The sequence below is a fragment of the Allorhizobium sp. Av2 genome (assembly GCF_021462805.2).
In the GTDB taxonomy this organism is placed as follows: domain Bacteria; phylum Pseudomonadota; class Alphaproteobacteria; order Rhizobiales; family Rhizobiaceae; genus Allorhizobium; species Allorhizobium vitis_G.
In genome coordinates this window covers 490742-505339 of record NZ_CP192697.1, presented here as the reverse complement: position 1 = coordinate 505339, position 14598 = coordinate 490742, and the positions used below count along the sequence as shown (strand labels likewise).

Sequence of the window (14598 nt, the reverse complement as noted above, 5' to 3'; positions counted from 1 at the left end):
TCCCGTCCTCCAATCGCCCGGCACCTCCATGCCGGACGATCTCGAGACTTCATGCTATTTCAGCGTTGGGTCTCCCCCGCCATAGACGGCGGTTTCGTCGATGAAATCGCCGCCACGCGCCCGCTTTAGATGGTTGAGCGCATGGACCTGGCCGGTCATTTCCAAAGCGTCGCGGTAGACGGGATCGTGCCAGCCTTCGATATCGATAGAGCCGCTATAGCCAGCCAGCCGTAATTCGCTGATCACATTGGTCCAATTGCTGTCGCCGAAGCCGGGTGTGCGCATGAACACGAACGGCTCCTTGCCGAAAATGCCGTGTTCACGAATGACATCCCAGCGAATGGTGGCATCCTTGCCATGCACGTGGAAGATCTTGGATGCCCATTTGCGGATCTGCGGCAGGGGATCGATCAGATAGACCATCTGATGGCAGGGTTCCCATTCAAGGCCGATATTATCATCCGGGGTTTCGTTGAACATCAACTCCCAGGCATCGGGGTTATGGGCGATATTCCAGTCTCCGCTCTGCCAATTGCCGTCCATGGCGCAGTTTTCAAAGGCGATGCGAACCCCCTTGTCGGCGGCGCGCTTGGCCAGCTCGCTCCAGATTTCGCGGTAGCGTGGCAGGCTGTCGGTCAGCACCTTGCCCCGCAGCCGTCCGGTAAAGCCAGCAACGCAACTCGCGCCGAAATGATGGGCATTATCGATACATTGTTTCCAGCCCTCCAGCGTCTCAAAGTCGATGTCGGTTTCTTCAAGCGGATTGCCGAACATGCCGAGCGTCGAAATGGTGATGTCCCGGTCGCCGATGGCATCGACGCAGCGCTTGCCGAGTTCGGCAAGGTTCTGGCCCTTGGTGGTCTGCCAGAAAAACGGCTCGAAACTTTCAAAGCCAAGCCCGGCGATTTCCCGGATACGGGTGGCGGCATCGCCGTTATTGCCGCTGATCATCGTGCCGATACGAATGGATTTTGCAGGATTGCTCACAGTCATGGTCCTTATAACGAAGCTGAAATGTCGATACGCTTGCCGCTCTTGGCGCTTTCGATGGCGGCAAACACCATGGCAAGACTGTTGATATTGTCGAAACCAGCGGTCTCAGGCGGATCGCCACCGGCAACTGCCGCAATGAAGCTTTCCAGCACGCTGGCATGGCCATGCGTCTCAGCGAGTGCGACGTCTTCAGAAACGTTTACGGTCGTATATCCACGCAACAGGCCGGGTTCGTCTGCGGCAATGGAGGCCTCAAACATCTCTTCCCCGTCCCAGGTCAACATGCCTTTGCTGCCGACCAGCCGCCACGCACTTTCCCAACTGGTCCTACGCCCTTCCGCGCACCAGGAGCCGCGATAGGTGAAGACCACATCATCAGCGAACTCGAAGATCGCATTGGCGCTGGCGCCATGCGCATACCAGGAGCCTTGCGGATTGCGCTCCACGCAATAGGCCGCCAGCGGCTGACGATTGGCTATGAAACGGGCGGCATCGAATGTATGGATCGCCATGTCGAGCAGCAGGACATGCTCCATCTCATCCCGGAACCCGCCGAAATGCGGCGCCAGGAAGAAATCGCAATGCACTGCCGTCAACTCGCCGATCGTGCCGCTGTCCAGGAATTGCCGCATCCGGCGGACCCCTTGAATGAAGCGGCGGTTCTGCACGACGGCGTGGATACGCCCCGTCTCCGTGGCCAGTTTAACCAGGGCCTTCGCCTCTTGCAGCGTATTGGCCATGGGCTTTTCACTGAGTACGTGGCATCCGGCCTTCAGCGCGGTGGACACGATATCGAAGCGGGCCGCCGGGATGACGACATCGAAGACCAGATCGGGTGCCGTCTGTTGGAGAACATCGGCAAGACTGCTGCCCGTCACAGCACCTTCGAAGCCGAATTCCTCTGCCAAGGCCTCGGCTGCGGAAACATTGACGTCAACGAGCCCGACAACAGAAATTCGCTCGGCAAGCGAGGGCGTGTCGGCGATGGCCCGGAGCCAGCCCTTGGCCATAGCTCCGCACCCGCATAAAACGGCTTTGAATTGCAAGATATCCTCCCTTGCATCCCATCCGGTCGCTATTGCGCCAGACATGGTTCCAGTTTCCGGTAGGCCGAACCAGCAAGCGCTCTTCCGACACCCTCGAACCGCGCAAACTCCTCTTTGCACCGGCTTCCGTAAACGTTTACGATACTAAGCGTGGTTTTCTTCGCATGTCAAGCAGCGGCGTGATTATTGCGCTCGTGACAGGATAACCCGCTTCAGGCTCAAGGGAAAAACCGATTCCTGCTTGCGAAATTTTGCAGTACACCGGACAAGGCAGAGCATGGAATTTACAACCAGCCTGCTCATCTTAGCGCCTCTGGGTGAGGTGGCTTCAGGGAGAAAGTATCTGGCATGAAGGGCATACATCAGCTTGCAAAACATCTCGACATCTCCATCGGGACCGTGTCGCGCGCGCTGAATGGACGCCCCGACGTCAACGCGGAAACGCGACGGCGGGTGCTGGAGGCCGCCGAGCAGTTGGGCTATGTCGCCAATCAATCGGGCCGCAGCCTGCGCAAAGGGACAACCAATGTTATCGGATTGATGATCGAGTCCGGCAAGGATAATGCCGACAACAGCGACAACTTCTTTTTCGGTGTCATGGACGGCTTGCAGACGGTGTTTGCCCGCCACAATCTCGACCTCGTCCTGCTCCCCTGCCCCGCCGACGAAGACCCCCTGGAATATCTCCAGCGCATGGTGGCCCGCCGCCTGGTCGATGCGATGATCATTTCCGCGACCCAACGGGTCGACAAGCGCATCGACCTGCTGATCAAGACGAAGATCCCTTTTGTGACACTGGGGCGCAGCACATCCGGCGGCAGCCATACCTGGATCGACCTCGATTTTGCCGGTGTCGCCAATTCCGCCGTGGATCGTCTGGTGTCGAAAGGTCATCGCCGCATCGCTATCGCCGCCCCCTGCACCGATATCAACCTCGGCACCGTGTTTACCGATGCCTATCGATCAGCGCTGGAGCGCAACGGCCTGGCCTTCGATCCGGCCTTGGTGCTGCGGGCGAAATCCAGCGAAAGCGGCGGCTATAGCGTCGGCAGTGAGTTGCTGGCGCTTGATCCGCGCCCGACCGCCATTATCCTGATTTACGAACTCATGGCGATCGGCCTCTACAGGCGGCTGGCTGAGGCCGGCGTCATTCCCGGCCGGGACATGGCCGTTATCGGGTTTCGTGAAGCGCCCCGCGCCCGGTTTCTGCAACCCGCTCTGACCTGCTACCGCCTTTCCCTGGAGGATCTTGGGGTTGAACTGGCCGAAACCTTGCTCGCCTCAATGCCGGATTATGCGGAAACCTACAGAACCCATGCCCGCAATCGCCTCTGGCCGCTAGAACTGGTGCCGGGCGAAAGCGATGCCTTCGACCTGCTGACATAGACCTGCTATAAGACTGTGCCTGGAGATCATGCTTGATCGACGCCGCAAAAATCCTCCCCACCTCGCTGGAATTACGCTTGAAATTGCTAAGTTAGCAGCGGCCAGGGGCATGTTCTCTCTCGAACTGGCCTTGGTCGTTGACATACTCTACAACCTCAATAGATTTTAAAGTCTTAGGGGTTAAGGAGATCGCAATGTCCCGTTTTCGTACTGTGAAGATCATTGCCACGCTGGCGATAGCCGCAAGCCTCGCCATGCCCGCTGTTGCGGCCAATGTGACACTGCTGAACGTCAGCTACGACCCGACGCGCGAGTTGTACAAGGATTTCAATCCAGCCTTCGCCGCCTATTGGAAGCAGAAAACCGGCGATAGCGTTTCTGTGAGAATGTCGCATGGCGGTTCGGGCGCTCAGGCCCGCTCGGTGATCGACGGTCTTGAGGCCGATGTCGTGACACTGGCATTGGAAGCGGATATTTCCGCCATCGCCGAAAAGACCGGCAAGATCCCCGCCGACTGGAAAACCAAACTGCCAAGCAGCAGTTCGCCCTATACATCCACCATCGTCTTTCTGGTGCGCAAGGGCAATCCGAAAGGCATCAAGGACTGGGCCGACCTCACCAAGGACGGGATCGAAGTGATCACTCCCAATCCGAAAACCTCGGGCGGTGCCCGCTGGAACGTACTTGCCGCCTGGGGCTGGGCACTGAAGGCCAATAATGGTGATCAACAGAAGGCCAAGGAATACCTGAGCGCCCTGTTCAAGCATGTGCCAGTGCTGGATACCGGTGCGCGCGGCTCCACCACCACCTTCGTGCAGCGTGGCATCGGCGATGTTCTGCTTGCTTGGGAGAACGAAGCGTTCCTGTCGATTGATGAACTCGGCCCTGACAAATTCGACATCATCGTGCCGTCCGTTTCGGTCAAGGCGGAGCCGCCGGTCGCCGTCGTCGAGGGCAATGCCAAAGCCCATGGGACAGAAGCGGTCGCCAAGGCCTATCTCGATTATCTCTATTCCGACGCCGGGCAAAAGATCGCTGCCAAGCATTATTATCGCCCTGCAAAGCCTGAATTGGCAGATCCTGCCGACTTGAAGCGGTTCCCGTCGGTTGATCTCGTCACCATCGAGGATTTCGGTGGCTGGGCAAAAGTACAACCGCAATTCTTCGCTGATGGTGGCCTGTTCGACCAGATCTACCAGCCCGGAAAGTAAGACTGCTCAGAAAGTAAGAAAATCAGAATGGCCCATAGTCCTGTTCAAGGCAGGTGGCAATTCCGTCAGCCGAGCGTTCTTCCCGGATTCGGGTTAACGTTCGGCTTTACGGTGTTTTACCTCGCCCTCATCGTTCTCATTCCCCTGTCCGGTCTGGTCTGGCGTTCCGCCGAATTGGGCTGGACGGATTTCTGGCATATCGCGTCTGACCGCAGAACGCTTGGCGCCCTGAAGGTCAGCTTCGGCTCGGCCATCCTGGCGGCTATCCTCAATGTCGTATTCGGCGTGCTGGTCGCCTGGGTGCTGGTGCGCTACAATTTCTGGGGACGGCGGATCATCGACGCGATGGTCGATCTGCCTTTTGCGCTACCGACTGCCGTTGCCGGGATCGCCCTTGCCTCGCTCTACGCGCCAAACGGCTGGGTCGGCTCGCTTCTTGCGCCGCTTGGCCTGAAAGTCGCCTATACCCAGGCTGGCATCGTCGTTGCCATGGTGTTTATCGGCCTGCCCTTCGTGGTGCGCACCGTGCAACCGGTCATGGAAGAAATCGACCGCGACGTGGAGGAAGCCGCGGCAACGCTGGGTGCCAGCCGCTTCGCGACAATATTCAAAGTGCTGCTGCCGGGTCTGGCACCGGCCATCATGACCGGCTTTGCCCTTGCACTGGCGCGCGGGGTCGGGGAATATGGATCAGTGATCTTCGTGGCCGGCAATGTCCCCTATGTGTCTGAAATCGCACCGCTTCTCATTGTCATCCGGCTGGAGGAGTTCAACTATGCGGGCGCAACCGCCGTCGGTGCGGTGATGCTGGCGATTTCCTTTGCCATGCTTCTGTTGATCAATCTCATTCAGGCCGCAAGCCGGAGAAAATATGGCAATGACTGACCGCCACTCCCCTACCTTTCATCGAGCGACGACCGAGACGCCCGTCGTCCAATGTCTGCTCATCCTCGTGTCGCTGCTATTCCTACTGCTGTTCCTCATGCTTCCGCTGGTGGCGGTGTTTTCCGAGGCATTCCGCAATGGCGCCAGCGCCTGGCTGGAAGCGCTTGTTGAACCAGATGCCCTCTCAGCCATGCGGCTGACGCTGCTGGTCGCAGCGATTGCCGTTCCCGCCAACGTGATCTTCGGGGTCGCGGCCGCGTGGGCGATTGCGAAATTCGAATTTCGCGGCAAGGCCTTCCTGATTACCCTGATCGACTTGCCGTTTTCGGTGTCACCGGTCATATCAGGTCTGGTCTATGTGCTGCTGTTCGGCTCCAACAGCCTGCTGGGACCGTGGTTGCGCACGCATGGCGTCGAAATCCTGTTTGCCGTGCCGGGCATCGTGCTGGCGACGATTTTCGTCACCTTTCCTTTCGTGGCGCGCGAACTGATCCCGGTCATGCAGGAGCAGGGTACTGGCGATGAAGAGGCCGCAATCAGCCTCGGTGCCAGTGGCTGGCAGACCTTCTGGCGGGTCACTCTACCGAATATCCGCTGGGGGCTGCTCTATGGCGTGCTGCTCTGCAATGCCCGGGCCATGGGCGAATTCGGCGCGGTTTCGGTCGTATCAGGCCATATCCGGGGCGTGACCAACACAATGCCGCTGCATATCGAAATTCTCTATAACGAATATAACTTCGCCGCCGCCTTCGCGGTCGCTTCACTGCTGGCCGGGCTGGCATTGGTCACTCTCGTCCTCAAGACAACCATTGAACTGCGCTATGCCGACCAATTGTCGGCTGCCCGTGGGCATTGATCGGGAATTCGCTCATGGAACTGAATATTCGCAATATCCGCAAGGACTTCAACGCGACCGCCGCCCTCCACGAACTGTCGCTGGACATCCGCTCCGGCGAGCTGATCGCGCTTGTCGGCCCCTCCGGTTCGGGAAAAACCACCTTGCTGCGGCTAATCGCCGGGCTTGAGCGGCCAAGTGCTGGCCAGATTTTCTTCGGCGACGACGATGCGTCGCGCAAGACCGTGCAGGAACGGCAAGTCGGCTTCGTGTTCCAGCACTATGCGCTGTTCAAGCATATGACCGTGCTGGAAAATGTCGGCTTCGGCCTCACCGTTCGACCAAAGTCGTCGCGTCCGCCCAAGGCGGAAATTCGCAAGCGGGCCTTGGAGCTGCTCGATTTCGTACAGTTGTCGGGCCTCGAAAAGCGCTATCCTGCCCAGCTCTCCGGTGGTCAGCGTCAGCGCGTGGCACTGGCCCGCGCCATGGCAATCGAGCCAAAGGTGCTGCTGCTGGACGAGCCTTTCGGCGCTCTCGACGCCCAGGTCCGCAAGGATTTGCGCCGCTGGCTGCGGGAGATTCATGATCGCACCGGCCATACCACCGTGTTCGTGACACACGACCAGGAAGAGGCGCTGGAACTTGCCGACCGGGTGGTGGTGATGAGCCAGGGCCGCATCGAGCAGGTCGGCACCGCCGACGACGTCTATGACAATCCGGCGGCCCCATTCGTTCACCGCTTCATCGGTGAATCCTCGGCGCTGCCGGTGCGCATCGAATCCGGCGAGATCTGGCTTGATGACCGGCCGACCGGGCTTAAATCCGAAGGCAACGGCAATGCGACGCTGTTCTTCAGGCCGCAGGAAGTCGAGATTGTCGATGGGTGTGGCGGCTGCTTTGCCGGAACGGTGATCAGCAGCCGAAGACTGTCGGGAACCCGCCGTCTGGAACTGGAGCTTGGCGGCGCACGGCATCTGGCGGAAATCGACGTTCCCGTCGATCATCCCGCCGCCACCCGAACCGGGATATCCTTCCGCCCCAAACGCTGGAAAGTCTATCCGGCAAGCGCCTGACCCAGGCGTCACAAGGCTAAAGCATCGTGCGGCAAACTGGAAACCGCACGATGCTGGAGGATGTTTACACATCTTCGCCTTGTATAAATTATCAATATCTCAAACACATAGAGAAAACCGGGCCGAAAGGCTCGGTCCCTCAAATTGCACGGGATTACACCCTGCATCTTCTTGCGGTGCCCTATCAGGAGCGATAAGCCAACAGGGCTTACAACTGATCGTCCTCCCAACCGGACAGTTGTCAGTCGCGGTTGCCCGCAGCCAACACGCCGAAATCACGGTCAGGCTTTTTTGCGGAACAATCACGTTCTCCTCCGCGTTGCGGGCCGGCACTTGCGTATTCGAGCCGCAACTACGGCCATCGCTCCGCCAGATCGTTAATCCATGCCGCAGTATTCCCGCTGCGCCGCATCAAGAAAAAAGAACCGAAAATGGCAGGAATTCAAACAGGCGCGTCGCAAACCGCGCACGCAGGAGCCAGCCGCTCCTATACCGGTCCGCTGATCGCGCTGACCTCTCTTTTCTTCCTCTGGGGCTTCATCACCTGCCTCAACGATATTCTCATACCGCATCTGAAAAACGTATTTCAGCTGAATTACACGCAGACCATGTTGATCCAGCTGTGCTTCTTCGGCGCTTATTTTATCGTTTCCTTGCCCGCAGGGGCTCTCGTCAAACGCATCAGCTATAAATGGGGTATTGTTACGGGTCTTCTCGTTGCCGCCATCGGCTGCGCTTTGTTCATCCCCGCCGCAAGCCTGCGGGTCTATGGCCTGTTTCTCGGCGCGTTGTTCGTGCTGGCGGCGGGCGTCACTATTCTCCAGGTGGCGGCAAACCCCTATGTTACCGTGCTGGGTGCCCCTGAAACGGCTTCCAGCCGTCTTACGCTGACCCAGGCCTTCAATTCGCTGGGCACCACGGTCGCGCCGATTTTCGGCGCCTTCCTCATCCTGTCTTCGGCAACGGCTGCCGTTGAAAATGCCACACCGGAGCAGATGGACGCCCTGCGCATGGCGGAAGCCGCAGCGGTGAAGTTTCCTTATCTGATGCTGGCTGCCGCCTTCCTTGTTCTCGCTGCCATTTTCGCAGCGTTGAAATTGCCAGCCGTTGAGGCCGAGGAAGATGCAAAGTCCAGCGATGTGTCCGGCTCTGCCTGGGGCTATCGCCATCTGGTTCTCGGCGCTGTCGGGATTTTTCTTTATGTCGGCGCGGAAGTCAGCATTGGCAGCTTCCTGGTCAACTTCATGGCCGAACCCAGCATTGCCGGCCTGCCGGAACAGACCGCCGCGCATTACGTCTCCTATTTCTGGGGCGGTGCCATGATCGGGCGTTTCATCGGTTCCGCCGTGATGCGCTATATGGATGATGGCAAGGTTCTGGCCTTCAATGCGGTCGCAGCCGGTATTCTGCTGCTGGTTACCGTGCTGACCACAGGCCATGTCGCAATGTGGTGCGTGTTGTCGATCGGCTTCTTCAACTCGATCATGTTCCCGACCATTTTCAGCCTGGCGCTGAAGGGCCTCGGTCGCCATACCAGCCAGGGTTCCGGCATTCTTTGCCTCGCCATTGTCGGCGGCGCGTTGTTGCCCCTGGTACAGGGCGGACTTGCCGATACGGTCGGCATCCACCTCGCCTTCCTGATGCCGATCTTCTGCTACGTCTATATCGCCTATTATGGCGCGCTCGGTTCCAGAACAGCTGCATAAACTAACAATGCCATTGCATGTCGCCGCGCATCCGAGCGCGGCGACATGCACATAAGGTGCGTTTACGACGTGCGTTCCGGCATTGCCGAAGAGTGATGGGAGGAAATCAGCCATTTTCCGCCATCATAGTCATAGGTGAAGGTGTAGCGAGCCGGAACCTTCGTGCCATCCGCAAGCGTGAACGTGTAGACGCCGGTATCAATGGCCGTATTGCAGCCCAGCTTGATCGTCCTGTTATTGACCACGCCCTGAGGCTTCTTTTTCAGAAAATCGACAAAATACGCGCGACGCTCGTCCTGCGTCAGCCGCGGCTGGTTCGACAAGGTCGCCAGGAGAACTGCGTCATCCTCATAATTGGCGACAACTTTCTCCGGATCGAGCGTCGCAAGGGACGTGTTCCAACGGTCAAACAACTTTTCCACCTGTCCCTCGGTCACCGGCGCGCACTCTTGTGCCATCGCGGGTGCGGCAAAAGACGATACCGAGAGAACGGCGGTTACACCGAGTGCCAAAAGAATTTTCTGCATGAAAGTGCTCCTTTATCAAGCCCGAGCCAAGCCAAACGCCGGTCGGTTGCTTAGAAAGGTGGCGATCAAGAAGGGCTGTTACGTCTGCCGCATGGTGTCGAAAGGATATGCCGAATGGCCTATGTAAACTGGCCCTCCGGGGTCCTATCTCTCACATCGGCTACTGCATAATTCTTTAAACCGGAATCGGTTTAAAGAGAAAATTATGCAGCAGATATAAAGAGCTACAGCCCCGTGCGCCATATATGGCGCACGGGGCTGTAGACGAACGCGCCTTGATACAGGAGCATGATGACGAATGACGACGGCGACGGACCCGGAACACCTTGCGTCTCCCATCCAGGAATTGCGGAAACTTTACCGCGAAGCGGAAGCCAGGGCCAGCCGGCTACGTCTGATCGTGGAAACACGCGCCAGCCTTGATCGCTATCCACACGCGCGCGCGATCACCGAAATCACCGGATTGATCGGCAGCTTTTGCGGCGGCTCGACAATTCATTTGCGTCCTCCAGCAGAGCGACACCAGACGATTGCCGATAACGCCATGGCAAGTATGGATGGTCGGACGGTCATCACCTTCGAGGATCGATCCATCGCAAGCATAAGCGACGAGGATAAAACCAGTCTTCAGATCGTCGCCGACCTTCTCGCCGCAGCCATTTTTGCTGACGAACGCGAACAGGAGCGGGAAGCCTTGCTCCTGGTGCTTGCCGAGCGAGAAAAGCAGCTTGCGCAATTGTTGGCTGCCATTCTCTCCACACAGGAACGGGAACGCAGCCATATTGCCTATGACCTGCATGATGGCGTGGCCCAGACCCTCGTCAGTCTGCTGCATCACTTGCAGGCATTGGAAGCAGATCCGGCTTTGACGGTGGCACTCGCAAAAAAGGTCGATCAATGCAGTGAGATTGCCCGCCTGGCGATCCAGGATATCCGCCACGCGATTGCCGACTTGCGGCCCGCCGAACTTGATGACCTTGGCCTGCCAGCCGCCATCGGTGCAAAGCTGGACACCGTCGATGAGATCGCCTGTCGGCTGGACAACCGGTTGCCGGATGGCCGCCTGCCTCAGGCCATTGAAATCGTTCTTTATCGTGTGGCGCAGGAAGCGATCACCAATGCCCGCAAACATGCGGGCGGCCAAAATCTGCATGTGCAATTGCGGATTGATGCCGGTCATGTCGTCCTTGAGGCGAGCGACGATGGTTGCGGTTTTTCCCTTTCCGCAGGGCAAGGCGAAAACAAACCCGTCCGTGGCTTCGGGATCGGTCTGTCGGCCATGCAAGAGCGACTATCGCTTGTCAACGGCACGCTGGACATCATCAGCGCCCCCCATCAAGGCACGCGGCTGATCGCCCGGGTTCCCCTTACCGAAAAAGACCAGAGCCAATGACCAAAGCGCGTATTCTGATTGCCGACGACCATGATCTGGCCCGATCCGGCATTATTTCGGTCCTGTCGGGTGCACCGGACCTGGAGGTCGTGGCCGAAGCGCGAGATGGCCTGGAAGCAATCGCGCTTGCCGCAAGGCTTTTGCCTGACATCGCCCTGCTCGATATCAGGATGACACCGATGGACGGGTTGGCGGCAGCGACAGAAATCCGCCGCGTATCACCATCGACGCGGATCATGATGCTGACGATGCATGACAGCCTCGACTATCTGGAAGCAGCCGTTAAGGCCGGAGCCAGTGGCTACGCGCTGAAGGATGTGCGGCGTGACACATTGTTGCGGATGATCCGGGCTGTTCTCGACGGCCAGGAGTTTTTCGATACTGGATTGGTACGGCGGATGCTGACCCGCGTCTCGCGCACATCGCCAGCCGAGGACGCCATTTCGCAGCTGACCGCCCGTGAGCGGGAAATCCTGCAGGAAGTGGCACGGGGCGCGACCAACAAGGAAATCGCCCGCAGACTGTCCATCGCTCCGGGTACGGTCAAGGTCCATGTCGAGCGCATCATTGCGAAATTGCGGGTGGGCGACCGAACCCAGGCAGCGGTGCTGGCAGCGCAGGCCGGATTGGTTGAGGGGGAGGCATCATGACGGATATCGCGGCAAAGACCATGGTGTCCGCCCACAGCCGCTTTCGCTTTCTCAACCAGCCTTTGGCTGTCAAAGGCCTGATCGTGATTGCCCTGCCCCTGGCCTGTCTTCTCATTGCCCTCGGCTCCGTCTTTCTCGCCGACCGGGAAAGCCGAAAGGCGGAAAATTACGTGCGCGTGACCTTCGCCATTCAACTGGATATTCTGGAATTGCACGCTTTATTGGCCGAAGGAGCTTCCGGCGTGCGGGGATATCTTCTAACCCGCGACGAAACGTTCCTCGCCCCCTACGAGAAAGCTGTGACAGAATTGCCTGCAGTATTTGCCGCGATGCGCCCTCTGATCACCGATGCGGAACAGCTCGAGCGGCTGAACCGGATGGAACCGCTGGTCGATAAAAAGCTGAAGGGTCTTGCCTCGCTGATGCGGGGTTCGGTTTCGAATAACCAGATTCCGGAAGCTTTGCGGCAGACATTGATTGCCAACAAAGCCTTCCTGGACGAGCTGCGTCTGCAGATCGCCGAGATGCGCCTGAGGGAAGATGCGCTTCTGGCGCAACGAACGGCCAAGGCCGATGAAATCCGGGCGCTGTCGCAAAGAATTACCCTGTTGGGTGCCATCGCTGGCGTTATTGGATGCATCGGCGCCATCGTCCTGATGTCGAAAGGTATCGTTCGGCGGGTCAACCGGCTGAAACTGGCCGCCAGCCGCCTCGCCCAAGGCCAAAGCCTGAGGCTGTCAGAACATGCAACAGACGAAATCGGTGAATTGTCGAGCGCACTCGAAGAAGCAAGCCGCTTGCTGACAGCGCGCGAGGATGCGCTGCGGGAAAGCGAGGAACGCTTCCGACTGCTTGTCGATGGTGTCCACGACTACGGTATTTTCGGGCTGGATGCCGATGGCAATGTGGTGAGCTGGAATGCCGGTGCAGAGCGTATCAAGGGGTACCGCGCCGACGACATCATCGGCCAGCACTTCTCCCGATTCTATCCTCTTGAGCATCGAGAAACACTGCCGGTTCAGGAAATGGCGCAGGCCGCCGCTTTTGGCCGTGTCGAAGACGAGGGATGGCGGCTGCGCAAGGATGGCAGCCGCTTCTGGGCCAATGTGGTGATGACAGCCCTGCGCGATAAGCAAGGACAATTGCGGGGATTTTCCAAGATCACCCGCGATGTGACGGATCGAAAACGAACCGAAGAGGCCCTGCTGACCGCCCGGCGTGACGCCGAACGGGCCAGCCAGGCCAAGAGCGAGTTTCTGTCGCGCATGAGCCATGAATTGCGCACGCCCCTAAACTCCGTTCTGGGCTTTGCCCAGATCCTCGACATGGACATTGAGGATAAGGAGATGCGCGAAAGTCTGGCGCAAATCCTCAGAGCCGGACGGCACCTGCTCAGCCTGATCGATGAAGTTCTCGATATTGCCCGGATCGAGGCGGGCCGCATGGAACTGTTGATCGAGCCGGTCGGATTGGACGATATCGTTACGGAAGCCATTGCCCTGGCGGCTCCCTTGGCCGAACCGAAGCGGTTGACGATCAGCGTCGAGATGGTGGCTGCGGGCCAAGCCATTGTCGCGGTGGATCGTCGTCGTTTTTTGCAGGTGCTGCTGAACCTGCTTTCCAATGCGGTGAAATTCAACAGGGATGGCGGTGAGATCCGGTTGTCCGCTCATTGCTTGGCAGAAAACATCATCGCAGTTGATATCACCGATACGGGCTGCGGAATTGCTGATGTGGATAGAGACCGGCTGTTCAAGCCGTTCGAGCGACTTGGCACCGACCGAAACGCCACAACCGGCACAGGCCTTGGCCTTGCTCTGTCGGTCAATCTGATGTGGGCCATGGATGGCGATCTTTTCCTGACCGAGAGTGGCGCGACCGGCTCGGTGTTTTCCCTCCATATTCCTGTGTCACATGCCCCTTACGCCGTGGCAGAGAGCGTTAAAACAGATGAGAAACGGGCAGTGGCAAGCGGAGCGACCGGCAAAGCCACGGTCCTTTGCATCGAGGACAACCTTGTCAATCTCAACCTGATCGAGAACATCGTGAGCCGCCGTCTCAGGACCAAGATCATTCCGGCCATGTTGGGTGGCCTCGGCCTGACGCTTGCCTTCGAGCATCATCCCGACCTTATTTTGCTGGATGTCGATCTGCCCGACATGAATGGACTATCGGTGCTTGCCGCCTTGCGTGCCGATCCTCGGACGCAAACCACTCCGGTCGTTGTGATAAGCGCCGATGCCACGGAAAAAACACGCATGATGGCGATGGAAAAAGGCGCGACACAGTATTTGACCAAACCGCTCGACGTGCGCCGCCTGATGAAAACCCTGGATGAGGTTCTGACGTGAATTTTCCCTTCGACCTCGCCTCAGAGGCGCAGATACTGATCATCGATGACGAACCCGCCAATATTGCCCTGTTGGAACGGCTTTTGCGGCGCGAGCGTTTCGATAAGATTGCCTCGACCACGGACCCGCGCGAGGCCACCGCTCTTTTTACAAAGCATAAAGCCGATATTATCCTGCTCGACCTTTTGATGCCGCATCTCGATGGCTTTGCCCTGCTTGACCAATTCACGCGGCTGATCGGACCGGATGATTTTATCCCCATCCTCGTGCTGACAGCCGATGTGACAACCGAAACCCGCCGCCGCGCCCTGTCGCTGGGCGCGAAGGATTTCCTCGTCAAGCCGATCGATACGGTGGAAACGGTTTTGCGTATCGTCAATCTGTTGGAAACGCGCTTTCTGTTCAAGGCGCTGAAGACGGCAACGCCACCAGATGGGGCTGATTGATCAGGTCACCGGTCGATTGTGAGGTTGAGATAAAAACACCAACCCTGGAAAATCTTTTGACAGAACAGCCAGATTTTCCAGAGTTGAAATAGTCCC

13 protein-coding genes are annotated in these 14598 nt (G+C 58.3%); 10 read left to right on the top strand and 3 right to left on the bottom strand.

The features are described from left to right. Positions 1–54: 54 nt before the first annotated feature. Both FS819_RS20225 and FS819_RS20220 read right to left on the bottom strand, forming a co-directional pair. On the bottom strand, positions 55–987 hold the full coding sequence (locus FS819_RS20225) for a sugar phosphate isomerase/epimerase family protein (RefSeq protein ID WP_234624466.1): 933 nt from the start codon (positions 985–987) through the stop codon (positions 55–57). 11 nt (positions 988–998) lie between these two features. Next, positions 999–2039, bottom strand: coding sequence for a Gfo/Idh/MocA family protein (locus FS819_RS20220; RefSeq protein WP_156547384.1), 1041 nt, complete (start codon positions 2037–2039; stop codon positions 999–1001). Positions 2040–2387: 348 nt separating this feature from the next. On the opposite strand from FS819_RS20220, the gene FS819_RS20215 reads away from it, so the two are divergent. From FS819_RS20215 to fucP, 6 genes are all read left to right on the top strand, one after another. Next, on the top strand, positions 2388–3425 hold the full coding sequence (locus FS819_RS20215; RefSeq protein ID WP_156547383.1) for a LacI family DNA-binding transcriptional regulator: 1038 nt from the start codon (positions 2388–2390) through the stop codon (positions 3423–3425). Positions 3426–3679: 254 nt separating this feature from the next. Next, on the top strand, positions 3680–4636 hold the full coding sequence (locus FS819_RS20210; RefSeq protein WP_409065499.1) for a sulfate ABC transporter substrate-binding protein: 957 nt from the start codon (positions 3680–3682) through the stop codon (positions 4634–4636). A gap of 27 nt (positions 4637–4663) precedes the next feature. Next, entirely contained in the window at positions 4664–5521 is an 858-nt protein-coding gene (gene cysT, locus FS819_RS20205) for a sulfate ABC transporter permease subunit CysT (protein WP_156547382.1), read from the top strand. Beyond that, positions 5508–6377 carry a sulfate ABC transporter permease subunit CysW gene (gene cysW, locus FS819_RS20200; RefSeq protein ID WP_156547381.1) on the top strand — a complete coding sequence of 290 codons (870 nt, stop codon included), beginning with the start codon at positions 5508–5510 and terminating at the stop codon, positions 6375–6377. The genes cysT and cysW overlap by 14 nt, the downstream gene beginning before the upstream one ends. Before the next feature lie 14 nt (positions 6378–6391). After that, positions 6392–7429, top strand: a complete 1038-nt coding sequence (locus tag FS819_RS20195; protein ID WP_012653765.1) for a sulfate/molybdate ABC transporter ATP-binding protein — start codon at positions 6392–6394, stop codon at positions 7427–7429. Positions 7430–7860: 431 nt separating this feature from the next. Beyond that, positions 7861–9135 carry an L-fucose:H+ symporter permease gene (fucP, locus tag FS819_RS20190; protein ID WP_156547380.1) on the top strand — a complete coding sequence of 425 codons (1275 nt, stop codon included), beginning with the start codon at positions 7861–7863 and terminating at the stop codon, positions 9133–9135. A gap of 62 nt (positions 9136–9197) precedes the next feature. Here fucP and FS819_RS20185 read toward each other — a convergent pair whose 3' ends face one another. Continuing rightward, on the bottom strand, positions 9198–9593 hold the full coding sequence (locus tag FS819_RS20185) for an SgcJ/EcaC family oxidoreductase (protein WP_234624486.1): 396 nt from the start codon (positions 9591–9593) through the stop codon (positions 9198–9200). A 367-nt stretch (positions 9594–9960) separates the two neighbouring features. Here FS819_RS20185 and FS819_RS20180 point away from each other — a divergent pair, with 367 nt between their 5' ends. Genes FS819_RS20180 through FS819_RS20165 form a run of 4 tightly spaced genes read left to right on the top strand, consistent with a single transcriptional unit; the run spans position 9961 to position 14502 of the window. Further along, positions 9961–11055, top strand: coding sequence for a sensor histidine kinase (locus FS819_RS20180; RefSeq protein WP_156547378.1), 1095 nt, complete (start codon positions 9961–9963; stop codon positions 11053–11055). Then, complete coding sequence (locus tag FS819_RS20175; protein ID WP_156547377.1) at positions 11052–11705, top strand: response regulator; 654 nt, start codon at positions 11052–11054, stop codon at positions 11703–11705. Before FS819_RS20180 ends, FS819_RS20175 begins: the two co-directional genes overlap by 4 nt. Then, the gene (locus FS819_RS20170) at positions 11702–14056 is read left to right on the top strand and encodes a PAS domain S-box protein (protein ID WP_156547376.1); all 2355 of its coding nucleotides are present in this window, start codon (positions 11702–11704) and stop codon (positions 14054–14056) included. Before FS819_RS20175 ends, FS819_RS20170 begins: the two co-directional genes overlap by 4 nt. Continuing rightward, positions 14053–14502 carry a response regulator gene (locus FS819_RS20165; protein WP_234624467.1) on the top strand — a complete coding sequence of 150 codons (450 nt, stop codon included), beginning with the start codon at positions 14053–14055 and terminating at the stop codon, positions 14500–14502. Before FS819_RS20170 ends, FS819_RS20165 begins: the two co-directional genes overlap by 4 nt. Positions 14503–14598 lie beyond the last annotated feature (96 nt).

What these genes read in the sequence shown, in the direction of transcription:
- FS819_RS20215 (WP_156547383.1), top strand. Translation starts at nt 2,388, where the DNA reads ATGAAGGGCATACATCAGCTTGCAAAACATCTCGACATCTCCATCGGG.
- FS819_RS20210 (WP_409065499.1), top strand. Translation starts at nt 3,680, where the DNA reads ATGCCCGCTGTTGCGGCCAATGTGACACTGCTGAACGTCAGCTACGAC.
- cysT (WP_156547382.1), top strand. Translation starts at nt 4,664, where the DNA reads ATGGCCCATAGTCCTGTTCAAGGCAGGTGGCAATTCCGTCAGCCGAGC.
- cysW (WP_156547381.1), top strand. Translation starts at nt 5,508, where the DNA reads ATGGCAATGACTGACCGCCACTCCCCTACCTTTCATCGAGCGACGACC.
- FS819_RS20195 (WP_012653765.1), top strand. Translation starts at nt 6,392, where the DNA reads ATGGAACTGAATATTCGCAATATCCGCAAGGACTTCAACGCGACCGCC.
- fucP (WP_156547380.1), top strand. Translation starts at nt 7,861, where the DNA reads ATGGCAGGAATTCAAACAGGCGCGTCGCAAACCGCGCACGCAGGAGCC.
- FS819_RS20185 (WP_234624486.1), bottom strand. Translation starts at nt 9,593, where the DNA reads ATGGCACAAGAGTGCGCGCCGGTGACCGAGGGACAGGTGGAAAAGTTG.
- FS819_RS20180 (WP_156547378.1), top strand. Translation starts at nt 9,961, where the DNA reads ATGACGACGGCGACGGACCCGGAACACCTTGCGTCTCCCATCCAGGAA.
- FS819_RS20175 (WP_156547377.1), top strand. Translation starts at nt 11,052, where the DNA reads ATGACCAAAGCGCGTATTCTGATTGCCGACGACCATGATCTGGCCCGA.
- FS819_RS20170 (WP_156547376.1), top strand. Translation starts at nt 11,702, where the DNA reads ATGACGGATATCGCGGCAAAGACCATGGTGTCCGCCCACAGCCGCTTT.